This window comes from Streptomyces sp. NBC_01176 (genome assembly GCF_045039825.1).
In the GTDB taxonomy this organism is placed as follows: domain Bacteria; phylum Actinomycetota; class Actinomycetes; order Streptomycetales; family Streptomycetaceae; genus Streptomyces.
Genome location: NZ_CP108600.1, coordinates 4,491,314 through 4,514,158 on the forward strand (window position 1 = coordinate 4,491,314; position 22,845 = coordinate 4,514,158).

General features: G+C 71.5%; 21 protein-coding genes. 11 read left to right on the forward strand and 10 right to left on the reverse strand.

Annotated elements, in window-relative coordinates:
- Window positions 1-4: 4 nt before the first annotated feature.
- On the reverse strand, window positions 5-895 hold the full coding sequence (locus tag OG199_RS19255) for an NADP-dependent oxidoreductase (RefSeq protein ID WP_356807368.1): 891 nt from the start codon (window positions 893-895) through the stop codon (window positions 5-7).
- Between the two features lie 136 nt (window positions 896-1,031).
- Here OG199_RS19255 and OG199_RS19260 point away from each other — a divergent pair, with 136 nt between their 5' ends.
- Window positions 1,032-1,448 (forward strand): winged helix-turn-helix transcriptional regulator, encoded by a 417-nt coding sequence (locus OG199_RS19260; protein ID WP_405830469.1) that lies wholly within the window; start codon window positions 1,032-1,034, stop codon window positions 1,446-1,448.
- Window positions 1,449-1,524: 76 nt separating this feature from the next.
- Window positions 1,525-2,481 carry an IS481 family transposase gene (locus OG199_RS19265; protein WP_405828108.1) on the forward strand — a complete coding sequence of 319 codons (957 nt, stop codon included), beginning with the start codon at window positions 1,525-1,527 and terminating at the stop codon, window positions 2,479-2,481.
- Here the strand turns inward: OG199_RS19265 and OG199_RS19270 are convergent.
- Window positions 2,478-2,945: a hypothetical protein gene (locus OG199_RS19270; protein WP_356807365.1), complete on the reverse strand. Its 468-nt coding sequence runs from the start codon at window positions 2,943-2,945 to the stop codon at window positions 2,478-2,480. The two genes, OG199_RS19265 and OG199_RS19270, sit on opposite strands and share 4 nt — an antisense overlap.
- A gap of 132 nt (window positions 2,946-3,077) precedes the next feature.
- Here OG199_RS19270 and OG199_RS19275 point away from each other — a divergent pair, with 132 nt between their 5' ends.
- From OG199_RS19275 to OG199_RS19285, 3 genes are all read left to right on the forward strand, one after another.
- Window positions 3,078-3,416, forward strand: a complete 339-nt coding sequence (locus OG199_RS19275) for a YnfA family protein (RefSeq protein ID WP_266700708.1) — start codon at window positions 3,078-3,080, stop codon at window positions 3,414-3,416.
- 146 nt (window positions 3,417-3,562) lie between these two features.
- Window positions 3,563-4,339, forward strand: coding sequence for an SDR family NAD(P)-dependent oxidoreductase (locus tag OG199_RS19280; RefSeq protein WP_356807363.1), 777 nt, complete (start codon window positions 3,563-3,565; stop codon window positions 4,337-4,339).
- Window positions 4,339-4,497, forward strand: a complete 159-nt coding sequence (locus tag OG199_RS19285) for a hypothetical protein (RefSeq protein ID WP_356807361.1) — start codon at window positions 4,339-4,341, stop codon at window positions 4,495-4,497. The genes OG199_RS19280 and OG199_RS19285 overlap by 1 nt, the downstream gene beginning before the upstream one ends.
- A 57-nt stretch (window positions 4,498-4,554) precedes the next feature.
- Here the strand turns inward: OG199_RS19285 and OG199_RS19290 are convergent, their stop codons facing one another.
- Entirely contained in the window at window positions 4,555-5,748 is a 1,194-nt protein-coding gene (locus tag OG199_RS19290) for an RtcB family protein (protein WP_356807359.1), read from the reverse strand.
- Between the two features lie 214 nt (window positions 5,749-5,962).
- On the opposite strand from OG199_RS19290, the gene OG199_RS19295 reads away from it, so the two are divergent.
- From OG199_RS19295 to OG199_RS19305, 3 genes are all read left to right on the forward strand, one after another.
- Window positions 5,963-6,826, forward strand: a complete 864-nt coding sequence (locus OG199_RS19295; RefSeq protein ID WP_405830472.1) for a DUF3558 domain-containing protein — start codon at window positions 5,963-5,965, stop codon at window positions 6,824-6,826.
- A gap of 147 nt (window positions 6,827-6,973) precedes the next feature.
- Window positions 6,974-7,897 (forward strand): DUF3558 family protein, encoded by a 924-nt coding sequence (locus tag OG199_RS19300; protein ID WP_405830474.1) that lies wholly within the window; start codon window positions 6,974-6,976, stop codon window positions 7,895-7,897.
- Between the two features lie 201 nt (window positions 7,898-8,098).
- Complete coding sequence (locus OG199_RS19305) at window positions 8,099-9,439, forward strand: DUF2637 domain-containing protein (protein ID WP_401809640.1); 1,341 nt, start codon at window positions 8,099-8,101, stop codon at window positions 9,437-9,439.
- 72 nt (window positions 9,440-9,511) lie between these two features.
- On the opposite strand, the gene lysS is transcribed toward OG199_RS19305, so the two are convergent.
- On the reverse strand, window positions 9,512-11,254 hold the full coding sequence (lysS, locus tag OG199_RS19310) for a lysine--tRNA ligase (RefSeq protein ID WP_401809559.1): 1,743 nt from the start codon (window positions 11,252-11,254) through the stop codon (window positions 9,512-9,514).
- 191 nt (window positions 11,255-11,445) lie between these two features.
- Here lysS and argS point away from each other — a divergent pair, with 191 nt between their 5' ends.
- Entirely contained in the window at window positions 11,446-13,215 is a 1,770-nt protein-coding gene (argS, locus tag OG199_RS19315) for an arginine--tRNA ligase (protein WP_356805283.1), read from the forward strand.
- A 67-nt stretch (window positions 13,216-13,282) separates the two neighbouring features.
- Here argS and OG199_RS19320 read toward each other — a convergent pair whose 3' ends face one another.
- On the reverse strand, window positions 13,283-14,230 hold the full coding sequence (locus tag OG199_RS19320) for a hypothetical protein (RefSeq protein WP_401809555.1): 948 nt from the start codon (window positions 14,228-14,230) through the stop codon (window positions 13,283-13,285).
- A gap of 304 nt (window positions 14,231-14,534) precedes the next feature.
- Between OG199_RS19320 and OG199_RS19325 the strand changes: the two genes are divergently transcribed.
- The gene (locus OG199_RS19325) at window positions 14,535-15,416 is read left to right on the forward strand and encodes a DUF4253 domain-containing protein (protein WP_405830476.1); all 882 of its coding nucleotides are present in this window, start codon (window positions 14,535-14,537) and stop codon (window positions 15,414-15,416) included.
- Window positions 15,417-15,477: 61 nt separating this feature from the next.
- Here the strand turns inward: OG199_RS19325 and OG199_RS19330 are convergent, their stop codons facing one another.
- The gene (locus OG199_RS19330) at window positions 15,478-16,380 is read right to left on the reverse strand and encodes an SAM-dependent methyltransferase (protein WP_405830478.1); all 903 of its coding nucleotides are present in this window, start codon (window positions 16,378-16,380) and stop codon (window positions 15,478-15,480) included.
- Between the two features lie 91 nt (window positions 16,381-16,471).
- Window positions 16,472-17,857, reverse strand: a complete 1,386-nt coding sequence (locus OG199_RS19335) for a helix-turn-helix domain-containing protein (RefSeq protein ID WP_405830480.1) — start codon at window positions 17,855-17,857, stop codon at window positions 16,472-16,474.
- Window positions 17,858-18,067: 210 nt separating this feature from the next.
- Between OG199_RS19335 and OG199_RS19340 the strand changes: the two genes are divergently transcribed.
- The gene (locus OG199_RS19340; protein ID WP_405830481.1) at window positions 18,068-18,778 is read left to right on the forward strand and encodes a DUF4232 domain-containing protein; all 711 of its coding nucleotides are present in this window, start codon (window positions 18,068-18,070) and stop codon (window positions 18,776-18,778) included.
- A 45-nt stretch (window positions 18,779-18,823) separates the two neighbouring features.
- On the opposite strand, the gene hemB is transcribed toward OG199_RS19340, so the two are convergent.
- The 3 genes from hemB to hemC form a co-directional block, all read right to left on the reverse strand.
- Window positions 18,824-19,816 (reverse strand): porphobilinogen synthase, encoded by a 993-nt coding sequence (gene hemB, locus OG199_RS19345; RefSeq protein WP_356805273.1) that lies wholly within the window; start codon window positions 19,814-19,816, stop codon window positions 18,824-18,826.
- A 295-nt stretch (window positions 19,817-20,111) separates the two neighbouring features.
- Entirely contained in the window at window positions 20,112-21,827 is a 1,716-nt protein-coding gene (locus tag OG199_RS19350; RefSeq protein ID WP_356805272.1) for a bifunctional uroporphyrinogen-III C-methyltransferase/uroporphyrinogen-III synthase, read from the reverse strand.
- Window positions 21,824-22,768, reverse strand: a complete 945-nt coding sequence (gene hemC / locus OG199_RS19355; RefSeq protein WP_405834593.1) for a hydroxymethylbilane synthase — start codon at window positions 22,766-22,768, stop codon at window positions 21,824-21,826. Before hemC ends, OG199_RS19350 begins: the two co-directional genes overlap by 4 nt.
- Window positions 22,769-22,845 lie beyond the last annotated feature (77 nt).

Genomic DNA, 22,845 nt, shown 5'->3' on the forward strand with positions numbered 1-22,845 from the left:
CGCCCTACGGGACAAGGACCACCCGCCCCCGCAGCCCGCCCTCCGCCAGCCGGGCGTGCGCCTTGACCGCCCCGTCCAGCGCGAACGTCTCGGCGACCCGGGGCGTGAGCACCCCGGCGTCGACGAGCGCCACCAGCTCCGCCAGGCGCGCCCCGTCCGCGGCCACCTCCACCGAGCCGGTCCGCACGCCCCGCACGGACGCCGGGTGCGCGTGCGGGATCACACCCGTGAACACTCCGCCGTCCCGCACCCACTCCAGCGCCACCGCACCGAGGATCGCCGCGTCCAGCACCCCGTCCACGCTGCCCGCGGCCACCGCGCCCGCCGCGAAGCGCGTCGCCCCCAGCGACCGTACGAGCTCCTCGTCGGCCGCGCGGGCCACCCCCGTCACCGCCAGGCCCCGGTGCGCGGCGAGCTGCACGGCGTACCCGCCGACCGCTCCCGCCGCGCCCGTCACCAGCAGGCTCCGCCCCGGCTCCAGGGCCAACAGGTCCAGTGCCTGCGCGGCGGTGAGGGCGTTCAGGGGAAGCGTGGCCGCGTGCACCGCGTCCACCGAGGCGGGCGCCTTGGCCACCGCGTCGGCGTCGACGACCACGTGGTCGGCGTGCGTCCCCAGCGACTTGGCGGTGCCGTACGCCAGCGCCACCACCTCGTCACCGACCGTCCAGCCGGTCGCCACGCCCACCGCGTCGACGGTGCCGGCCACGTCCCAGCCGAGCCCGAGCCGCTTGCCCGCGCCCCCGAAAACGCCCGCGCGCACCCCGGCGTCGACCGGGTTGAGCGCGGCGGCCGCCACCTTGATCCGGATCTGCCGGGCGGCGGGCTCCGGCACGTCGGTCTCCACGATCTCCACGGCCTCCGGGCCACCGAACGCCGTCACGACTGCTGCACGCATCTCGACTCTCCTCAGGGAACTTGCCCTCTGATGACTGCCCGACGGGCTATCCATCCCGTTGCAACAACCCTAGGAAGAGCTACTCTCCTTTGGTAAGCAGGCACCTGAAGGTGCGTACCTCACCCGGAGGTGAGCCATGGCGACCACGACCGCGGCGCAGCGGCGCGAGCAGGCGCGGATCGAGTACGACGCGTTCATCCGGAGCTGCCCCACCAACCAGCTCCTCGACCGGATCAGCGACAAGTGGGTCAGCCTGGTCGTCAGCGCGCTCGCCGATGCCCGCGGTTCGATGCGCTACAGCGACCTCGGCCGCAGGATCGCGGGAGTCAGCCCCAAGATGCTGACGCAGACGCTGCGTTCACTGGAGCGGGACGGCATCCTGATGCGGACGGTGACCCCCGCCGTGCCCGTCCGCGTCGACTACGAACTGACCCCGCTCGGCAGCAGCCTCGCCGGCCTGCTCTCCGCCGTGAAGGACTGGGCCGAGCTGCACATCGAGCAGGTCAACGAGGCGCGCGAGCGCTACGACTGTATTGATCACGAGCGTTGTTAACGCGGGTCGGACTTGATCGTGGCGAAGGCCCCCGTGTGTGGTGGAGGTGTCGAATCTTCACCGCACGGAGGCCTTCGTGTCCCACCGTAATGCCCGGCTGACCGTTCACGGCAGGCGCCTGCTCGTCGAGCGTGTCCGCTCCGGCCGTCCCGTCGCCCATGTCGCCGCCGAGATGGGCATCTCCCGTCCCACCGCCCACAAGTGGATCCGGCGCTGGCGGTCCGAGGGCGAGAGCGGACTCATCGACCGTTCCAGCCGCCCCCGCAGGACACCGCACCGGACCGCAGCCGCCACCGAGGCGCACGTCTGCAGGCTGCGACAGGACCGCAAACTCGGCCCGGCACGCATCGGCCCCATCCTGGGCCTGCCCGCCTCCACCGTGCACCGCATCCTCACCCGGCACGGCCTGAACCGCCTGGCCTTACTGGACCGGCCCACCGGCCAGGTCATCCGCCGCTACGAACGCGACCGCCCCGGTGAACTGGTCCACGTGGACGTCAAGAAGCTCGGCCGGATCCCCGACGGCGGCGGCCACAAGGTGCTGGGCCGCCAGGCCGGCCGCGCCACCCGCAGCTCCATGGGCTTCGACTACGTCCACTCCGCCGTCGACGACCACAGCCGCCTGGCCTACAGCGAGATCCACGGCGACGAGAAGGCCGACACCTGCGCCGGCTTCCTGCGCCGGGCCGCAGCATTCTTCGCCGCATCGGGCATTGACCGCATCGAGCGGGTTCTGACCGACAACGCCTGGCCCTACCGCAAGAGCTTCGCCTGGCGAGGGGCACTGGCCGACCTCGGCGCGGCCGGCAAGCTCACCCGCGCCTACCGGCCGCAGACCAACGGCAAGGTCGAACGCTTCAACCGCACCCTGCTCGACGAGTGGGCCTACCTGCGGCCCTACACGAGCAACGACGAGCGGACCGCGGCCCTGGCAGACTTTCTGCACACCTACAACCACCACCGCTGCCACACCGCACTCGGCGGCCACCAACCGATCAGCCGTGTGAACAACGCTTCGGGTCAATACACCTAGAAGGCGTACGAGTCACCCGTGTCCAGCGCGAGCACCCGCTGCCGGTCGTTGGCGTGGTTGCGGTCCACCGCGCCGCCGCCCCACACCGTGTCGATCTCCAGCGTCACCTCGGACGGCGCCTCCCGCAGCCGTACCGTCAGCTCGACCGGGCTCCCCAGCCCGTCCGCCGGCAGCTCCCCCGTCCGGCACACCACGCTGCGCTCGCCCGAGCGCGCGCAGCCGCCCGGCAGCCGCTGCTCGTCCGCGAGCGGGACCGACCAGCGCAGCCGGACCGTCGCCTCGGTGACCGCGCTCGGGCCGTGGTTCCGCGGGGTCAGCCGCAGGTCGAAGACTCCTGCCGCCATGGCCACGGAGCCGTGGTAGGCGAGGTCGGCCTCCGGGGAGAGGGCCTGGACCGGGCAGGCCCCGGCCACCACCACGGCCGCCCCCGCCCCCATCGCACCCACCGCGGAGAGAATCCGCATGCCGTCACTTCCTTCGCTCGGAACATCCAGAACGCTCATCAGGTCACCCGATGTATGCCACCCCTGGTCGCCGACAGGCGCCGTCCAACAGGTGACGGCGGCCGCGCGGAACGCCCGTGCGAAGGTGACCCCATGGTGATCGTCCGTTCCGTGGTCCTCTTCGTCGTCGCCGCGCTCTTCGAGATCGGTGGCGCCTGGCTGGTCTGGCAGGGCGTCCGCGAGCACCGCGGCTGGCTCTGGATCGGCGCCGGCGTCATGGCACTGGGCGTATACGGCTTCGTGGCCACACTCCAGCCGGACGCCGAGTTCGGCCGCATCCTCGCCGCGTACGGCGGAGTCTTCGTGGCCGGCTCGCTCGCCTGGGGCGTGGTCGCGGACGGTTACCGCCCCGACCGCTGGGACATCACCGGCGCGCTGATCTGCCTCGCCGGGATGGCCGTGATCATGTACGCGCCGCGCGGCGGCCGCTGAGACGCCTCCGCCCGGGGAGCGGACGGACTCGACGCGCGCGACGGCCGCCTGCCTATCCTGGCCAAGACCGATCACCGCATGCCGTACGCCCGAGCGCGCACCCCGACGTGCGCGCGGCCGTACGCCGTACGCCTCAGGAGCAGCCCATGACGTCCGCCGCGCCCTCCGCCTCCTCCCGCATCGCCGTCGTCACCGGCGCGAGCAGCGGCATCGGCGCGGCGACGGCCCGGCAGCTCGCCGCGGCCGGCTACCGCGTCGTCCTGACCGCCCGCCGCAAGGACCGCATCGAGGCGCTGGCCGAGGAGATCAACGCGGCCGGGCACCAGGCCACCGCGTACACGCTGGACGTCACGGACCGCGCGGCGGTCGACGAGTTCGCCACCGCCTTCCGGACGATCGGCGTCCTGGTCAACAACGCGGGCGGCGCGCTGGGCGCCGACCCGGTGGCCACCGGCGACCCGGCCGAGTGGCGGCAGATGTACGAGACGAACGTCATCGGCACGCTGAACGTCACCCAGGCCCTGCTCCCCGCCCTCACCTCCAGCGGCGACGGAACGGTGGTGGTGCTCTCCTCCACCGCCGGCCACGCCACCTACGAGGGCGGCGGCGGCTACGTCGCGGCCAAGCACGCCGAGCACGTCCTCGCCGAGACCCTCCGGCTGGAGATCGTCGGCACCCCGGTCCGTGTCATCGAGGTCGCACCCGGCATGGTCAAGACGGACGAGTTCGCGCTGACCCGCTTCGGCGGCGACACGGAGAAGGCGGAGAAGGTGTACGCGGGCGTGGCCGAGCCGCTCACCGCCGACGACGTGGCGGACACCATCACCTGGGCGGTCAGCCGCCCCAGCCACGTCAACATCGACCTCCTCGTGGTGCGCCCCCGCGCCCAGGCGTCCAACACGAAGGTCCACCGGGAACTGTGATGCCGGACGGGACGCCGGACGCCCCCTCCCTGGAGCAGCGCCGGCTGGCCGAGGAGAAGAAGAACGAACGCATGGTCTGGTACTACCTCGCGTACTTCCTCTTCGGCATCCACATCGTGGCGTTCGTGATGATCTACGCGGTGATGCACGCGAAGTGAGCCCGTACGCGCGCGTGCGGGGCCCGGACCGGCAACGGCCCGGGCCCCGCTCACGGTTCAGCCCTTCACACAGACGACCTGCTTCAGCTTCGCCACGACCTCCACGAGGTCGCGCTGCTGCTCGATGACCTGCTCGATCGGCTTGTACGCGCCCGGGATCTCGTCCACGACACCGGAGTCCTTGCGGCACTCGACGCCCCGCGTCTGCTCCTCCAGGTCCCGCGTCGAGAAGCGGCGCTTCGCCGCGTTGCGGCTCATGCGCCGGCCCGCGCCGTGCGACGCCGAGTTGAAGGACTTCTCGTTGCCGAGGCCCTTCACGATGTACGAGCCCGTCCCCATCGACCCCGGAATGATGCCGAACTCCCCGGCCCGGGCACTGATGGCGCCCTTGCGCGTGACGAGCAGGTCCATGCCTTCGTAACGCTCGATGTTGACGTAGTTGTGATGGCAGCTGACCTCCGGCTCGAAAGTCGGCTTCGCCTTCCTGAACTCCTTGCGGATCACGTCCTTCAGGAGCGCCATCATCAGCGTGCGGTTGTACTTCGCGTACTCCTGCGCCCAGAACAGGTCGTTGCGGTAGGCCGCCATCTGCGGGGTGTCCGCGACGAAGACCGCCAGGTCACGGTCGACCAGGCCCTGGTTGTGCGGGAGTTTCTGGGCGACGCCGATGTGGTGCTCGGCCAGTTCCTTGCCGATGTTCCGCGAACCGGAGTGCAGCATCAGCCAGACGGAACCGGTCGTGTCCGTGCAGATTTCGACAAAGTGATTCCCGGAACCGAGCGTTCCCATCTGCTTCGCGGCACGCTCCCGACGGAATTTGACCGATTCGGCAATTCCGTCGAACCGCCCCCAGAAATCGTCCCACCCCGCCGTGGCCAGTCCGTACACGTCACCGGGCTCGACCGGCGCGTCATGCATCCCCCGCCCCACCGGAATCGCCTGCTCGACCTTCGACCGGAGCCGGGACAGATCCCCCGGCAGGTCACCCGCGGTCAGCGACGTCTTCACCGCGGACATCCCGCACCCGATGTCGACCCCCACCGCCGCCGGGCACACCGCGTCCCGCATCGCGATGACCGACCCCACCGTGGCACCCTTCCCGAAATGCACGTCCGGCATCACCGCGAGGCCCTTGATCCACGGCAGGGTCGCCACGTTCTGCAGCTGGCGCAGCGCGACGTCCTCGACCGACGCCGGGTCGGCCCACATCCGGATGGGCACCTGCGCGCCCGGCATCTCCACGTACGACATAACACCCTCATTCCCCCGGACAACAACAAAAGTCACACAACGCAAAAGCGGGGCCAAGGTCGACGTACAGGACAACGGACCGGCGTCCACGGCAGTGCGTGCGATACACATTGTCTGCAGGGGCCGCCCCCGCGCGGCAACCGAATAACCACAGGACAGCACCACAGGACCTCCCGGGCCGCGCGCCCCGGAATCCGTCGAGAGGAGCCTCACCGTGCAGCGGAAGGCGTACGTCCCCGGGACCGCCGTGCTCCTCGCGGCCCTGCTGGCCGGCTGCACCGGCGGTTCGGGAGGCGCGGACACCCCGACGGACCCCAAGCCGGGCGACGCCGGCGCGTCCACTCCGGCCGCGCAGCCGGGCAAGTACCGCACGCTTCCGGAGGCCTGCGCCGCCGTCAGCCACGACAGTCTCGACGCGCTGCTGCCCGGCATCAAGCAGATCACCGACCAGGAGCAGCGCGACACCGCGTACGAGGGCGAGGCCACCCTCACCTACGACACCGACCGCCGCGTCGGCTGCGGCTGGAAGGTGGAGTCGACCGACGCCACCGACCATCTCCACGTCGACTTCGAGCGCGTGGTCTCGTACGACAACGCGATCAGCGACGACACCCGCGCCCAGGACATCTACGCGGCCAAGGAAGCCGCGGCGGACCTCCCCGAGCCCGTCGGTTCGCCCACCGCGTCCGCCACCGGCTCCCCCTCCCCCTCCGGCAGCGGCAGCGGCAGCGGCAGCGGCAGCGGCAGCAGCGAGGCCCCCACTCCGTCCTCCTCCGCGTCCACTCCCGTGTCCGGTGGCGGCACCGCCTCCGCCGGTACGAGCGGGACCCCGGCCGACCTCCAGCCCCGCGAGCTCTCCTCCATGGGCGACGAGGCGTTCCTCGACGACAAGCTCAACTCGGCCTCCTCGACGAGCCAGCAGCGCACGGTGACTGTGGTGTTCCGCACGTCCAACGTGATCGTGACCGTCGAGTACGCCGAGCAGCCGACCGCCTCCACCGGCACCCCGGACAGCAAGGAAATGCAGGACAAGGCACGGAATCTGGCCCAGAAGCTGGTCGACAGGTTCAACGACTGACGGGTCCGCGGGGGCGGCCGGGGCTCCCCCGCGAACCCCTGGAACCGGAAACACCCGGCTGCCTCACCGCGTACCGTGGCCCCTCGGACCCGACCGGCCGCACGTTCCATGTGCGGCCGCACCACGAGCGCCACGAGTGAAGGAACCATGCACCGACCAGCACAGCGAGTAGGCCGAGCCCCGCGACTCACCCGCATCCTTGTCAGCGCAGCCGCCGTCCCGGTGATGCTCGTCGCCGCCGGCTGTTCCTCGGACTCCGGCTCGGACTCCGGTTCCGGCACCGGCTCCGGTGACGCGAAGGCGAGCACCGGCACGAGCTCGGCGGCGTCCCCGGACGCGACCGCGAACGCCGTCAAGGAGGCCGCGTACGCGACGCTGCCGAACCCCTGCTCCGTGCTCTCGAAGAAGACGCTGGGCGAGCTCGTCCCGAAGGGTCTGAAGTCGGCCAAGGCGGGCCAGTCGAACGACGCCGCGACCCGCGGCAACTGCTCCTGGAACAGCCTCGACAACAAGGGCGTCAAGGGTTCCCAGTTCCGCTGGCTGAACGTCTCCCTGCTGCGCTTCGACTCGGACGCGGCCCGCGGCGAGGGCAACCAGCTCGCGCAGACCTACTACGAGAAGCAGGTCAAGGACGCGCAGACGGTGACCGGCGCGAAGGGCTCCGGTTCGGCGCCCGTCTCCGGGGCCGGCGACGCGTCGACGGCGGTGCACTACGACCTGAAGAAGAAGGAAGGCACCTTCAAGCAGCAGACGGTCGTGACGCGCGTCGAGAACGTCGTCATCACGCTCGACTACAACGGCGCCGGTCTGGCCGGCGACAAGGCACCCGGCGCGGACGACCTGACGAAGGCCGCCGAGAAGGCGGCCAAGGAGGTGGTGGCCGCGGTGGCCACCGCGAACCGGGACGGCAGCAGGTCGGGCGGTGCGCCCGACCGGTCCGGCGCACCCTCGAAGTCGGCGTCCCCGTCCGCTTCCGCCTCGAAGTCCGCGAAGCCGTCGAAGTCCCCGAGCCCCTCGAAGTCGGCCTCCAAGAGCGCTTCCCCTTCCAAGTCCGCGGCCGCGAAGAGCTGACATCGCGCCCGCTTCGGCGGCACAACTCGTAGGCGTTCCAGTGCATTTGACGGAGCCCGGATCCCGCGGGGACCGGGCTCCTTCGCTACCGCCCACCCGTACGCCGTACACATGTGCCACCCTGTTGCGCGCAACAACACGCAAGGAACAACAGGCAAGGGGAGGGGAGTACGGGTGTCCGCGCCCATTCAGCTCACCCGGATGCACCGGATTCTCATCGGCGTGGTCGTCGCCGGCGCGCTCGTCATCGCGGGAATCGGCTTCGCGGGTTCGTACGCGGCCGTACGCGAACTCGCCCTCAAGAAGGGCTTCGGGAACTTCGCGTACGTCTTCCCGATCGGCATCGACGCGGGCATCTGCGTCCTGCTGGCACTGGACCTCCTCCTCACCTGGATCAGGATCCCCTTCCCGCTGCTGCGCCAGACGGCGTGGCTGCTGACGGTCGCGACGATCGCGTTCAACGGCGCGGCGGCCTGGCCGGACCCGCTGGGCGTCGGCATGCACGCCGTGATCCCGGTCCTGTTCGTGGTCTCCGTCGAGGCGGCCCGGCACGCGATCGGCCGGATCGCGGACATCACCGCCGACAAGCACATGGAGGGCGTCCGCCTCACCCGCTGGATGCTCTCCCCGCTCCCCACCTTCCTCCTGTGGCGCCGGATGAAGCTGTGGGAGCTGCGCTCCTACGAGCAGGTCATCAAGCTGGAGCAGGAGCGGCTGGTCTACCAGGCCCGGCTGCGCTCCCGCTTCGGCCGGGCCTGGCGCCGCAAGGCCCCGGTGGAGTCCCTGATGCCGCTGCGCCTGGCGCGCTACGGCGTCCCGCTGGCCGAGACCGCCCCGTCGGGCCTGGCGGCGGCCGGTATCGAGCCCGCGCTGCTGCCTCCCGCGCCGCAGTTGGAGGTGGCGCGCGAGCCGGAACCGACGGCACCCCCCGTGCCGGGCAACGCGGCGCCCGTCCGGGAACAGCTTCCCGCCGCCGAGGCGAACGAGCCCCCCGAGCAGCCGGAGGACTACGCCGAGCCGCAGAGTCAGTGGCTTCAGGCGCGGGACCCCCAGTCCGTCGCGTATCAGGGCGGCTACGACCCGACGTACGACCCGGATGTCGCCTACCGGCAGTGGTACGAGGAGCAGCAGCAGGCCGAGCAGTTCGAGGAGCAGCAGCAGTTCCGGGCTCGGCAGCGGTTCGAGGAGCAGCAGCGGTTCGAGCAGCAGGCGTTCGCTCAGCAGACGTTCCCGCAGCAGCGGTACGAGGAGCCTGTCCCGGCCCCGGAGCCCTCTCCGGAGGACACCGGTACCTTCCCGATCCCGTCCGGCCCGGGGCGTACCCGTGAGCTGGGTGCGGGCGGCGGCTCGGAGCCGACCGAGGAGGACTACTACCTGGTCTTCAAGAAGTCGATAGACGGCAGCTATCCGACCTCGGGCCAGTTCAGGGGCGACGTGGAGGCGACGTACGGCACCACGCTCCCGCAGCGCGAGGCCGACCGCATGGTCAATCGCTTCACCAACCGCCACACGGCGGAACTCCAGGAAGACCACATCGCGTAGGTACGTCAGCGTGTGTGAGGAGGGGGCGCCCGGTGTTCACCGGGCGCCCCCTCCTCGTGCGGCTGTGCGCGGTTACGCGCTGAGCAGCTTGCGCACCCGGTCCTGGCCGACCGCGAGCAGCAGCGTGGGCAGTCGCGGGCCGGTGTCGCGTCCGACGAGCAGGTGGTAGAGCAGCGCGAAGAACGTGCGCTGGGCGACCTTGATCTCCGGCGGGAGCTCCTTGGCGGTGGCGTCGGCCGGGAAGCCGGCCTGGACCTTGGGGACGCCGTAGACGAGATGGGTCAGGCCGTCCAGGGACCAGTTCTTGTCCAGGCCGTCCAGGAGCAGCCGCAGCGACTCGTGGCCCTGGTCGTCGAGGGACGCGAGCAGTCCGGCGTCGGGCTCGGCGCGCACGACGGTGCGCTCCTCCGCCGGGACCTGGGTGTTGATCCAGGTCTCGGCCTTGTCGAGCCGGGGCCGGACCTCGTCGAGCGAGCCGAGCGGATTGTCGGGGTCGAGCTCGCTGAGGATGCGCAGGGTCTGGTCCTCGGCGCCGGCGGTGATGTCGGCGACGGAGGCGAGGGTGCGGTACGCCATCGGGCGGGGGGTCCTGGGCAGTTCCCCGGCGGCGGTGCCCACGGCACGGGCGTACGCGGCGGCGTCGGCGGCCAGCACGGAACCGTCGGCGACCTTGCCCGCCAGCTTGTCCCACTCGTCGTAGAGCCGCTGGATCTCCTGGTCGAAGGCGATCTTGAACGACTGGTTGGGGCGGCGGCGGGCGTACAGCCAGCGCAGCAGCTGCGGCTCCATGATCTGCAGCGCGTCGGCCGGGGTGGGGACCCCGCCCTTGCTGCTGGACATCTTGGCCATGCCGGAGATGCCGACGAAGGCGTACATCGGTCCGATCGGCTGCTCGCCGCCGAAGATCCCGACGATCTGCCCGCCGACCTGGAAGGAGGACCCCGGGGACGAGTGGTCGACACCGCTCGGCTCGAAGATCACGCCCTCGTGGGCCCAGCGCATCGGCCAGTCGACCTTCCAGACCAGCTTGCCGCGGTTGAACTCGCTGAGCCGGACGGTCTCAGAGAAACCGCAGGCCGAGCAGGTGTACGTCAGCTCGGTCGTCTCGTCGTCGTAGGCCGTGACGGTGGTGAGGTCCTTCTCGCACCGCCCGCAGTAGGGCTTGTACGGGAAGTACCCGGAGGTGGAGCTGCCGTCGTCCTCGGCGGCGGCGCCGGATCCCTCGGCGGCTTCGAGCTCGGCCTCGTCGACGGGCTTCTGGCCCTGCTGCTTCTTGGCCGGGGCCTTCTTGGTGCGGTACTGCTCCAGGACGGCGTCGATGTCGCCGCGGTGCCGCATCGCGAACAGGACCTGCTCGCGGTAGGCGCCCGCGGTGTACTGCTCGGTCTGGCTGATCGGGTCGTACTCGACGCCGAGCTCGGCCAGCGCCGCGGTCATCGCGGCCTTGAAGTGCTCGGCCCAGTTCGGGTACTCCGAGCCCTCGGGGGCCGGGACGGAGGTCAGCGGCTTGCCGATGTGCTCCGCCCAGGAGTCGTCGACGCCCGGGATACCGACGGGGACCTTGCGGTAGCGGTCGTAGTCGTCCCAGGAGATCAGGTGGCGCACGGTGAGGCCGCGGCGGCGGATCTCGTCGGCGACCAGGTGCGGGGTCATGACCTCGCGCAGGTTGCCGAGGTGGATGGGACCGGAGGGGGAGAGTCCGGACGCGACGACGACCGGTTTGCCCGGGGCACGACGCTCCGACTCGGCGATGACCTCGTCCGCGAAACGGGAGACCCAGTCGGTGGTCTCGGTGCTCTGAGCCACGATCGGCACGTCCTTCTTTCTGATACGCCAGTACGGCTGACCGGACCATTCTCCCAGCTGGGACCGGAACCACGAAAACGGCTTTTCAGTGCCCCCTCGCCACCCGGCGGGGCCGGGCCGTCGCAGCGAATTCCGCTTGCTCCCCCATGGGATACTGGCCGGGTCCATCTGAATCCCTCGAGGAGAACGGCATCCACCCCATGGCCTCGGTCACGTCCCTCACCGCTTCCGTCCACCAGCGCCTCGCGGACGCCCTCACGGCAGCCCTGCCGGAGGCCGGTTCCGCGGACCCGCTGCTGCGACGAAGCGACCGGGCCGACTTCCAGGCCAACGGGATCCTGGCGCTCGCGAAGAAGGCGAAGGCGAACCCGAGAGAGCTGGCGACGCAGGTCGTGGCGCGGGTCGAGTCGGGCGAGGTGATCAAGGACATCGAGGTCTCCGGACCCGGCTTCCTGAACATCACGATCACCGACCGGGCGATCACCGAGAACCTCGCGGCGCGGTACGCGGACGGCGAGCGCCTCGGCGTGCCGTTCGTGGAGCACCCGGGCACGACGGTGATCGACTACGCGCAGCCGAACGTGGCGAAGGAGATGCACGTAGGTCACCTCCGCTCGGCCGTGATCGGCGACGCGGTGGTCCAGATCCTGGAGTTCGTGGGCGAGTCGGTCGTACGGCGCCACCACATCGGCGACTGGGGCACCCAGTTCGGCATGCTCATCCAGTACCTGATCGAGCACCCGCACGAGCTGGACCACCAGGGCGGCGAGGTCTCCGGCGAGGAGGCCATGTCGAACCTGAACCGCCTCTACAAGGCGGCGCGGACGCTCTTCGACTCCGACGAGGAGTTCAAGACGCGGGCGCGGCGCCGGGTGGTGGACCTCCAGGCGGGCGAACCCGAGACGCTGGCCATGTGGCAGAAGTTCGTGGACGAGTCGAAGATCTACTTCTACTCGGTCTTCGAGAAGCTGGACATGGAGATCCGCGACCCGGACGTGGTCGGCGAGTCCGGTTACAACGACATGCTGGACGAGACCTGCCGTCTCCTGGAGGAGTCCGGCGTCGCCGTCCGCTCGGAGGGCGCCCTGTGCGTCTTCTTCGACGACATCAAGGGCCCCGAGGGCAACCCGGTCCCGCTGATCGTGCGGAAGTCGGACGGCGGCTACGGCTACGCGGCGACGGACCTGTCCGCGATCCGCGACCGTGTCTTCCGCCTCAAGGCGTCGACGCTCCTCTACGTCGTGGACGCCCGCCAGTCCCTGCACTTCAGGATGGTCTTCGAGACCGCGCGCAGGGCGGGCTGGCTGAACGACGACGTGAAGGCGCACCAGCTCGCCTTCGGCACGGTGCTGGGCAAGGACGGCAAGCCGTTCAAGACCCGTGAGGGCGAGACGATCCGGCTGGTGGACCTGCTGGACGAGGCGATCGAGCGGGCGACGACCGTGGTCCGCGAGAAGGCCGAGAAGGTGGGCCTGAGCGAGCAGGAGATCGGGGAGAACGGCCGGTACGTCGGTATCGGCGCCGTGAAGTACGCGGACCTCTCCACCTCCGCCGTCCGGGACTACAAGTTCGACCTGGACCAGATGGTCTCGCTGAACGGCGACACGTCGGTGTATCTCCAGTACGCGTACGCCCGTATCCGGTCGATCTTCGGCAAGGCCGGTGACCGTGCGCCGCTCGCGCACCCGGAGCTCGAACTGGCCCCGGCGGAGCGGGCGCTGGGTCTGCACCTGGACCGGTTCGGGGAGACGCTGGAGGAGGTCGCCGCGGAGTACGCGCCGCACAAGCTGGCGGCGTACCTGTACCAACTGGCGTCGCTCTACACGACGTTCTACGACCAGTGCCCGGTGATCAAGCCGGCGCCGGCCCAGGAGGTGGCGGAGAACCGCCTGTTCCTCTGCGACCTCACGGCCCGCACGCTCCACCAGGGCATGGCCCTGCTGGGCATCAGGACGCCTGAGCGGCTCTGACGCACCGGACCGGCAGGCTCGGCCCCGGCGGGACGGCCACCACCGTCCCGCCGGGGCCGCCCGCCTGTCAGGCGTAATAGTGGATGGTGCCCCGCAGCGCCGGTGTGCCGCCCTCGCAGTGCTGGACGAAGGTCGCGGCGAACGCTTTCACGGTGCCGTCGTCGTCGAGCGCCAGCTTGCCGACGGTCAGTTCACCGGTGCTGGTGTTGCAGCCGCGCCCGTCGCCGAAGACGTCGAGGCCGGCGAACGACTCGTCACTGTCGCGCCGCGTCTCGTAGGTACGCCCCGCCTCCAGCTTCTGACCGGTGGGCGGAGTGAGCAGGGCGGTGAAGTACGCGCGCTCGCCCGAGACGTCGTACTGGATGCCGTCGCCCCACGGGCGGATGCCGAACGTGCTGGTGGCTCCGGTGTGGTGGGCAGTCCCGCCCTGCCCGATGTAGTCCCCCGCGTCGCTGGTGTACGCGTAGGACAGCGGGTACGCCCGGTACTTGACGACGCCCTTGAGGGCCGGGGCGTCGGCCCTCTCGCAGTGCTGGGTGTAGGTGGCGTCGAGCAGGGTGATCGCGCCGTCGGCGTCCGTCTCGATCTGGTTGACCGAGAACTGCCCGTACACCTCGTTGCAGCCGCGCCCGTCGCCGGAGACGTCGAGGCCCGGAGAGCGTCCGGTGCGGAACGCGGCCCGCTCGGCGTTGCGGTAGACGCCGGGGTGGAGCCTCTCCCCCTGTGGCGCGGCGAGGTCGACGTCCCACCAGGTGTCACCGGTCGACACACGGAATCGGGCGTACTCCGCGGAGCCGCCCGCGCTGATCGTGGCCGTCTTTGGCGTGTACGCGACGGTGGCGCCCTGGCCTATGTAGTCCCCGGGCACGCTGGTGTGGCTGTACTTGGTCACGGCCGTGGGTGTGCCGGTGGCCGCCTCGGCTGGTGCGGCCAGGGCCGCGGTGAGACCGATCGTCGCGGTCAGGCCCGCGAGCGCGCCGGTCAGGACGCGTCTCCATCCTGTGCTTCTGGGCACGGATGCATCCCCCTCCATGAGGACGGGCGCCCCTTCTGAGCACCCGTTCCCCAGAGGCAACCAGGGCCACGCACCGCAGTCGAACCATTTCCTCTCGGCGTCAACTTCTTTCAGCCGCAGGCGCGTCGGAACCGTCCGTCACCGAACTCGCACCGTCGACCGCCGTCCACGTGCGGGACTCCAAGAACCCTGCGCCCCCCTCCTCCCTGCCTCGCCGGAGGCACGGGCCGCGTGCACGGCGTGCACCGCCCGCCGAAGCACCGCGCTCCACCCGTTGTCAGTGGCGGCCCCTACAGTCACCGGCATGGCGACACTTCCGAACCCGCTGCCGAAGCTGGCGGCCGACCCGAGCGGGCACACGCTCGGGCTTGAACTCCCGGCCGGGAGACTGATCGACGAGACCAGGGACGGCCCGTGGCACGAGCCGTTGCTGTGGCACGCCGGCCGACCGGCGGCCCCCGGCGGCTGGGCGGCGCTGGAGCCCGCGCGGCGGACGTCCGGGCTGCTCCCCCTCCTGATCGACGTGAGCGGTGATCAGGGCGGGCCGCAGGACTGGGAGTTGACGCCGGCCGAGATGTCGTATCCCGGGGACCACGACGCCGAGGAGGTGCTCGCGGAGTTCTGGGACGAGTACGCGGCGGACGAACTCGGCGCGGACGAGGACCACCCCGGCGAGCGGGCCGTCGTCGAGGTCTTCGGCGAGCGGGGGACGTACGACGAGACGGTCGCGCCGTTCGGCCCCGCCTGGCCCGGTCTCGCGCCCGCCACGGAGCAGGAGGCCGACCCGGACACGCGTGCCGCCGAGGTCGCCGACTCCCTTGCGGACAGCGGCTCGTCGCTGAAGGAGCCGCGCCTGGCCCTGGTCCCGGCGCGCCGCAGCGCGGACATCCCGGCGGCGATCGGCTGGTCCGGCCCGCTCAACTACGAAGGGGACGTGGCCCGCCTGTGCGCGGTGCTGCGCTCCTGGGAGGACCGCTTCGGCATACGGGTCGTGGCTCTCACCTTCGACCAGCTGGTGCTGTCGGTGGCGGCGCCGCCCGGGTCCCGGGACGAGGCCGAGGCGGTGGCGGCGGAGCACTTCGCGTTCTGCCCGGACAACATCACCCAGGGCCACCACGAGACGCTGCGCGCGTACGCGGAGCACGAGGTGCTCGGCCGGCGGGTGTGGTCCTTCTGGTGGGACTGAGCCCCCCTCAGGCGGCGGGGGCGGCGCGGCGGGAGACCCGGCCCGCCGCGCCCGCCGGAGTTCAGCGCTTGACGGCGGTCGCCCCGTAGACGTTGATGTCGGCGTCCGTGACGTCGTTGATGTCGCGGTAGCGGACCTTCTCGATGTCGTCGAGGGTCGCGAGGTACGCGGGGTCGGCCGCCTCGGGCGCGGGCGCCGCCCCGTCGGGCCGCCAGTGATGCACGGGAACGACACCCGGCTCGTCCAGTTCGAGCCCGTTCTCCGTGAAGAACCGCTCGACCTCGGCCCTGGACCGCAGCACGAACGTGAACCCCCGCTCGGTGTACGTCCGCTGCACCGCCCGGACGTTCTCCGGGTTCAGGTCCTCGGTGAGATGGCTGAGCACCACCCGGCTCCCGGCCGACAGCGCCTTCACCAGATCACGCACGATCGGATAGGCCTCGTCGTCCTCGATGAAGTGCAGGACCGCGACCAGCACGAGCGCGACCGGCTGGTCGAAGTCGAGCGTCTTCGCGGCCTCCTGGAGAATCTGCGCGGGCCGCTTGAGGTCGGCGTCGACGTAGTCGGTCACGCCCTCCGGCCCGCTGGTGAGCAGCGCCCGCGCGTGGGCGAGGACCACCGGGTCGTTGTCGACGTACACGACCCGTGACGTGGGGTCGGTCCGCTGGGCGATCTGGTGCACGTTCTCCCGCGTCGGCAGTCCCGTACCTATGTCCAGGTACTGGCGGACGCCCTCGTCCCGGGTCAGTGTGGTCACCGCCCGCCGCAGGAAGTCCCGGTTGTGCCGGACGTCGAGGTAGCCGCGCGGGTTCGCCGCGAGCGCCGCGGCGGCCGCGTTCCGGTCGACCGGGTAGTTGTCCTTGCCCCCGAGGAAGACGTCATAGACGCGAGCCGGGTGCGCCCTGGTGGTGTCGATCCTCCTTCTCAGCTCGGCGGGGTCCTGGCTGAGAGCATCACCGGGCATAAAGCCTCTCCCTGGAGAGTCGCGTCATCAAACGGGCAACAACCTAACTCCTGGGGCGACTTGATCGTGCCCGGGCCGCGGCACCAGGGCCCTACCCGGGGGGAGCCGCCGTCTGCCACTCGCTTCCGCCCAGCGGATAGTCGTACGCGGGACGCCCCACGCTCCCGCTCGTCCGGAACGGCTTCCCGTGGTCGTCGACGCGCACGGTGCCGCTCTTCGACCCGCTGGACCAGTCCAGTTCCAGGTACCAGCTCACATCGTGCGCCCGGACGTCCGCGAAGACGTAGAACACCTCGGGGTCGGACTCGCTGACCTTGTAGGGGAAATCCCGTTGTCCGGCCTTGGGCGCGGTCACGGGCCGCCCCGCGTCGAGGTCCACGCCGAACGACTTGGTCTGCACACCGCCGCCGCAGCCGACGCCCATCGCGTAGTCGTTCCAGGCGAGCGGCGCGTTCTTCTCCACCACCCGCACATGCAGACCCTTCAGGACGACGGTGGCCCTCCCGGTGCCCTGGACGGTCAGCGCGAGCATCTGCTCCCCACCGGCGACCCCGCCGAGCGCGCCGACCCACCCCCGAGCGTCCGCCTCGTTCGGCGGCGGTGGCACCTGTGCGGCCTTCCGGTTCACCAGGTAGTGCTGGCTGCACGGGTCGTCCCACTTGTACGGGTCGGCGACGACGGTCGGCGCGGTGGCGCCGTCCTCGGCGGATCCGTCCTCTCCGGCACCCTTCTCGGTGGCTGGGTCCTGGTCCGCCGCCCCGCCGGCCGACGAGGAGGACACCTCGGGTCCGGCGGCGCGCGAGGCGGACGGCGACGCCGATCCCCGATGCGCGCCGGTCGGGGTGCTGTCGGCACGCAGGCGCGCGCCGTGCGGGACGCCGGCAGCCACGGCATGCCCCTTGGCGTCGTCGTCGCTCCTGCCCGACCCGAGGTGCACGACGAGCGCGGTGGAGGCGACGGCGGCCACCACGACGGCACCGGCGGCGGCGAGGGCCACGGCGCGTCGACTCCGCCGCACCGGGGCCTGCGCCACGGCCTCCCGACCAGCGCCCGGACCGACCTCCCGACCGGTGTCCGGCACGGACCCCGGCCCGGTCCCCGCGGCGACGTCCGGCACGCCGGCCGCGACCGCAGCCCTGTTCCCGTCGGCGTTCCCGTCGCCGTTCCCGACGGCGTTCTCGTCGGTGCCGGCGTCGGCTGCCGCTCCCGCCGGGGCCCCCGCGGCCGTACCCTTCTGCCCCCGCAGCGCGTCCGCGAGGACCCACCGCCGGTGAAGCTCCACCAACTCCTCCGGAGTCGCCCTGCACACCCGCGCGAGCCGCTCCACCGGTGCGTAGTCCGTCGGTACGGCGTCCCCGTTGACGTACCGGTGCAGCGTGGACGTACTCACATGCAGCCGCTTCGCGAGCGCCCCGTAACTGAGCCCGGACCGCTCCTTCAACTCCCGAAGCAGTCCCGCGAACTCGTCCCCGCCCACCGTTCCTCCATCCCCCGCGTCCCGGGCCGCATTCCAGGGGGATGACATTCCCCCAGGTCAGACCCCTTACGAGCGTTCCGGCGTCCCGTATCCCCCGGCAACCGTGGCGGCCGGGACGGATCACCCCACAAGCTGTGGCCATCCAAGCACGCCGCTCGCCTCGACCGGTCGAGCGGCCGACCCGGTCCGACACCCACAGGGGGATCACCCATGTCCGCACGCACCGTCCGCACCCGTCTGCTCGCCGCTTCGACGGTCGCGCTCGCCGCGCTCGCCCTCACGGCGTGCGACAACGGAAAGGGCGTACGGGACGAGGGCCCGTCCGCCGCGTCGCAGTCCTCGGCCCAGCAGGGCCGGTCGACGACGGCGAAACCGGCGGGCGACAGCGGCACCTCGACGGGCGGCTCGGCGGCCGCCCCGACGAAGGGCTCCGCGAAGGGGTCCACGAACGGTTCCTCCGGCAGGACGGGCAACGGCAAGGCCACGGGAGGCGGCACCGGCACGGGCGGCACCCGGAACGCCGCCTGCGACGGCGCCAACACCAGGACCTCCGCGACCGTGGTCTCCCGCCCCCTCAACCACCTGCTCCTCACCGTCACCAACACCGGCTCGAAGAACTGCGACCTGACCGGCTACCCGATCGCCCGCTTCGGCGAGGCCCAGTCGGTCCCCCCGGTCGCCGAGGAGACCCACCCGCAGGCGGTCGTCACCCTCGCCCCGGGCGAGTCCGGCTACGCGGGCGTCCTCCTGTCGGCCGGCGACGGCAGCGGCGGCGACGGCTACACGGCGAAGACCCTGGTGGTCGGCTTCGCCAAGGGCGCCGCCTCGACCCCGGCCCTGCCCGCGAAGGGCGTGTACGTCGACGCCAAGCTCACGGTGACGTACTGGCAGCAGAGCCTGGACGACGCGCTGTCCTACTGAGCGCCCGCCGGTCCCTAGCGGGCCGACGGACCGATGCCTAGCGGCCTAGCGCAGCGTCCGGGCGACCTCGGTCGCCCAGTACGTGAGGATGTTCCGCGCCCCGGCCCGCTTGATGCCGGTCAGCGTCTCCAGGATGGCCTTGTCCCGGTCGATCCAGCCCTTCTCCGCCGCCGCCTCGATCATCGAGTACTCGCCGGAGATCTGGTACGCGGCCACGGGCACGTCCACCGCGTCGGCGACCCGCGCGAGGACGTCCAGGTAGGGTCCGGCCGGCTTCACCATCACCATGTCGGCGCCCTCCTCCAGGTCGAGGGCGAGCTCCCGCAGGGACTCCCGCAGGTTCGCGGGATCCTGCTGGTACGTCTTCCGGTCGCCCACGAGCGAGGAGCCGACGGCCTCCCGGAAGGGCCCGTAGAAGGCCGAGGAGTACTTGGCGGTGTAGGCGAGGACGGCGACGTCCTCGCGGCCGATCTGGTCCAGGGCGTCCCGGATGACGCCGATCTGCCCGTCCATCATCCCGCTGGGGCCCACCACATGGGCCCCGGCGTCGGCCTGGACCTGCGCCATCTCGGCGTAGCGCTCCAGGGTCGCGTCGTTGTCCACGCGGCCCTCCGCGTCGAGGACTCCGCAGTGCCCGTGGTCGGTGGTCTCGTCGAGACACAGGTCGGACATGACGAGGAGTTCGTCCCCGACCTCGGCGCGCACGTCGCGGAGGGCGACCTGCAGGATCCCGTCCGGGTCGGTACCGGGCGTCCCCACGGCGTCCTTCTTCGAGTCCTCCGGCACCCCGAAGAGCATGATCCCCGAGATCCCGGCCTCCACCGCCTCCAGGGCGGCCTTCTTCAGGCTGTCCCGGGTGTGCTGCACGACACCGGGCATCGCCGCGATCGGCACCGGCTCGCTCACGCCCTCCCGCACGAACGCGGGGAGGATGAAGTCGGCGGGGTGCAGCCGGGTCTCGGCGACCATGCGCCGCATCACAGGCGTCGTACGCAGCCGCCGCGGCCGCGTACCGGGGAACGATCCGTACTTCGTCATCCCCCCACGCTACGCCCGCCGCCCCACCCCTTTTGCCGACATCGTGCCGGTAGGGACACGGCGCCCCCGGGTGCCTCAGCCGGTCCGGCATCTACGGCGCGGATGCGCATCTCCAGCGCGGGCGCGCGTCTCCAGCCCGTCCGGCGTTCGAGGACGGGCCCTTCGGGCGAAGCGGGGATCCGGGGGCGCAGCGCTCCTGGCGGGGTTGGCGGCGGAGCCCCAAGGGAGGGGACGGGCAGGGGCGGCCGGGGCGAAAGAAGTACCGCCCCGACCGCCCCGAACACCCGCGTAACACCTACGTGGCCCGCCGCCTCCGCGCCCCGGGCCGCCGCTCACTGGGCCGCGTCACCGGATCCCCGGCCTCCGCCGCGGCAGCCCGCCGCCGCAGCCCGAAGTCCGCCAACGCCTCCGCCAGCTTGTGCACCGAAGGCTCCGGAGCCATGACATCGACCCGCAGCCCGTGCTCCTCCGCCGTCTTGGCGGTGGCGGGACCGATACACGCGATCACCGTGACGTTGTGCGGCTTGCCGGCGATACCCACCAGGTTCCGCACCGTCGACGAGGACGTGAACAGAACGGCGTCGAAGCCACCGCCCTTGATCGCCTCACGGGTCTCCGCCGGCGGCGGCGACGCCCGCACGGTCCGGTAGGCCGTGACGTCGTCGACCTCCCAGCCCAGCTCGATGAGCCCCGCGACCAGCGTCTCGGTGGCGATGTCGGCCCGCGGCAGGAACACCCGGTCGATCGGGTCGAACACCGGGTCGTACGGCGGCCAGTCGTCCAGCAGCCCGGCCGCGGACTGCTCCCCGCTCGGCACCAGGTCCGGCTTCACACCGAAGGCGACCAGCGCCCGCGCCGTCTGCTCGCCCACCGCCGCGACCTTGATCCCGGCGAAGGCCCGCGCGTCGAGCCCGTACTCCTCGAACTTCTCCCGCACCGCCTTCACCGCGTTGACCGACGTGAAGGCGATCCACTCGTACCGCCCGGTGACGAGTCCCTTGACCGCACGCTCCATCTGCTGCGGCGTACGCGGCGGCTCGACGGCGATCGTGGGTACCTCGTGCGGCACGGCGCCGTACGAACGCAGTTGGTCGGAGAGCGAAGCCGCCTGCTCCTTCGTGCGCGGCACGAGCACCTTCCAGCCGAACAGCGGCTTGGACTCGAACCACGACAACTGGTCGCGCTGGGCGGCGGCGGAACGCTCACCGACCACGGCTATCACCGGCCGTCCGCCGTCCGGGGACGGCAGCACCTTGGCCTGCTTCAGGGTCTGCGCGATGGTCCCGAGCGTGGCCGACCAGGTCCGCTGACGCGTGGTCGTACCCGCGACCGTCACCGACATCGGCGTATCGGGCTTGCGGCCGGACGCGACCAGCTCTCCCGCGGCCGCGGCCACGGAGTCGAGCGTCGCCGACACGACGACCGTGCCGTCCGACGCCCCGACCTCGGTCCAGCACCGGTCGGAGGCCGTCCGCGCGTCGACGAACCGCACGTCCGCGCCCTGCGCGTCCCGCAACGGCACACCGGCGTACGCGGGCACGCCCACGGCCGCCGCGACGCCGGGCACCACCTCGAACGGCACGCCCGCGGCGGCGCAGGCCAGCATCTCCTCGGCGGCGTACGTGTCGAGCCCGGGGTCACCGGACACCGCACGCACGACCCGCTTGCCGCCCCGCGCGGCCTCCATGACAAGATTGGCAGCGTCCCTCGACGCGGGGTCACCAACGGCTGCTGACACGGTGTCAACAACCGCTGACTGGGACGCGCCTGTGCCCGAGTACGGACCGGCGGACGTGCCGAAAGCCGTCTCCGTATCCGTGTTCAGCACGGCGACGTTCTGCCTGGCGTGCGTACGTACGACGTCGAGCACCTCGTGCCCGGCGACGAGGACGTCCGCGTTCGCCAGCGCCTCCACGGCGCGCAGTGTCAGTAGTCCCGGATCTCCGGGTCCGGCACCGAGGAAGGTGACGTGCCCGTGTTCGGGACCGGCGGGAAGGTTGGTGGGGCTCAATGTGCTCGCTCCCCCATCAGACCGGCCGCGCCCTTCGCAAGCATCTCGGCGGCGAGTTCACGGCCGAGCGCCCTTGCTTGGTCGTGCCTCTCGGGCACGGGACCGGTGGTGGACATCTGCACCAGCGTCGAGCCGTCGGTCGTACCGACGACGCCGCGCAGGCGCATTTCCTTGACAATCTGCCCGTCCGCGAGCAGGTCGGCGAGCGCACCCACAGGTGCGCTGCAGCCGGCCTCCAGCGCGGCGAGCAGGGACCGCTCGGCGGTCACGGCGATCCGGGTGAACGGGTCGTCGAGCTCTCCGAGCGCGGCGACGAGATCCGCGTCGTCCGCGGTGCACTCGATCGCCAGGGCCCCCTGGCCGGGGGCGGGCAAAACGGTGTCGACGGGCAGGAAGTCCGTCGCCTCTCCCAGCCGCCCCAGGCGGCTGAGGCCGGCGGCGGCGAGCACGACGGCGTCGAGCTCCCCACCGTGCACGTATCCGATCCGCGTGTCGACGTTCCCGCGGATCGCGACCGTCTCGATCGTCATCCCGTGGTTGCGTGCGTACGCGTTCAGCTGGGCCATCCGGCGCGGCGAACCCGTACCGACCCGCGCACCCTCGGGCAGCTGCGGGAAGGTGAGACCGTCACGGGCGACGAGTACGTCGCGCGCGTCCTCCCGCACCGGCACGGCGGCCAGCACCAGCCCGTCGGGCTGCTCGGTCGGCAGGTCCTTGAGCGAGTGCACGGCGAAGTCGACCTCGCCACGCAGCAGCGCCTCACGCAGCGCGGCGACGAACACACCCGTGCCGCCGATCTGCGCGAGGTCCTCACGGGAGACGTCGCCGTACGTCGTGATCTCCACGAGCTCGACGGGCCGTCCGGTCACCTTGCTCACTGCGTCCGCCACCAGTGCGGACTGGGCCATGGCGAGTTTGCTGCGCCTGGTCCCCAGCCTCAGTGCCCCTTGTTCCGGCTCAGCCCCTCGGGGCGGTGCATCCGGCGTCGGAAGTCCGGCCGTGCTCAGCCCATCGGGCC

What these genes read in the sequence shown, in the direction of transcription:
- OG199_RS19255 (WP_356807368.1), bottom strand. Translation starts at nt 895, where the DNA reads ATGCGTGCAGCAGTCGTGACGGCGTTCGGTGGCCCGGAGGCCGTGGAG.
- OG199_RS19260 (WP_405830469.1), top strand. Translation starts at nt 1,032, where the DNA reads ATGGCGACCACGACCGCGGCGCAGCGGCGCGAGCAGGCGCGGATCGAG.
- OG199_RS19270 (WP_356807365.1), bottom strand. Translation starts at nt 2,945, where the DNA reads ATGCGGATTCTCTCCGCGGTGGGTGCGATGGGGGCGGGGGCGGCCGTG.
- OG199_RS19275 (WP_266700708.1), top strand. Translation starts at nt 3,078, where the DNA reads ATGGTGATCGTCCGTTCCGTGGTCCTCTTCGTCGTCGCCGCGCTCTTC.
- OG199_RS19280 (WP_356807363.1), top strand. Translation starts at nt 3,563, where the DNA reads ATGACGTCCGCCGCGCCCTCCGCCTCCTCCCGCATCGCCGTCGTCACC.
- OG199_RS19285 (WP_356807361.1), top strand. Translation starts at nt 4,339, where the DNA reads ATGCCGGACGGGACGCCGGACGCCCCCTCCCTGGAGCAGCGCCGGCTG.
- OG199_RS19290 (WP_356807359.1), bottom strand. Translation starts at nt 5,748, where the DNA reads ATGTCGTACGTGGAGATGCCGGGCGCGCAGGTGCCCATCCGGATGTGG.
- OG199_RS19300 (WP_405830474.1), top strand. Translation starts at nt 6,974, where the DNA reads ATGCACCGACCAGCACAGCGAGTAGGCCGAGCCCCGCGACTCACCCGC.
- OG199_RS19305 (WP_401809640.1), top strand. Translation starts at nt 8,099, where the DNA reads ATGCACCGGATTCTCATCGGCGTGGTCGTCGCCGGCGCGCTCGTCATC.
- argS (WP_356805283.1), top strand. Translation starts at nt 11,446, where the DNA reads ATGGCCTCGGTCACGTCCCTCACCGCTTCCGTCCACCAGCGCCTCGCG.
- OG199_RS19325 (WP_405830476.1), top strand. Translation starts at nt 14,535, where the DNA reads ATGGCGACACTTCCGAACCCGCTGCCGAAGCTGGCGGCCGACCCGAGC.
- OG199_RS19330 (WP_405830478.1), bottom strand. Translation starts at nt 16,380, where the DNA reads ATGCCCGGTGATGCTCTCAGCCAGGACCCCGCCGAGCTGAGAAGGAGG.
- OG199_RS19340 (WP_405830481.1), top strand. Translation starts at nt 18,068, where the DNA reads ATGTCCGCACGCACCGTCCGCACCCGTCTGCTCGCCGCTTCGACGGTC.
- hemB (WP_356805273.1), bottom strand. Translation starts at nt 19,816, where the DNA reads ATGACGAAGTACGGATCGTTCCCCGGTACGCGGCCGCGGCGGCTGCGT.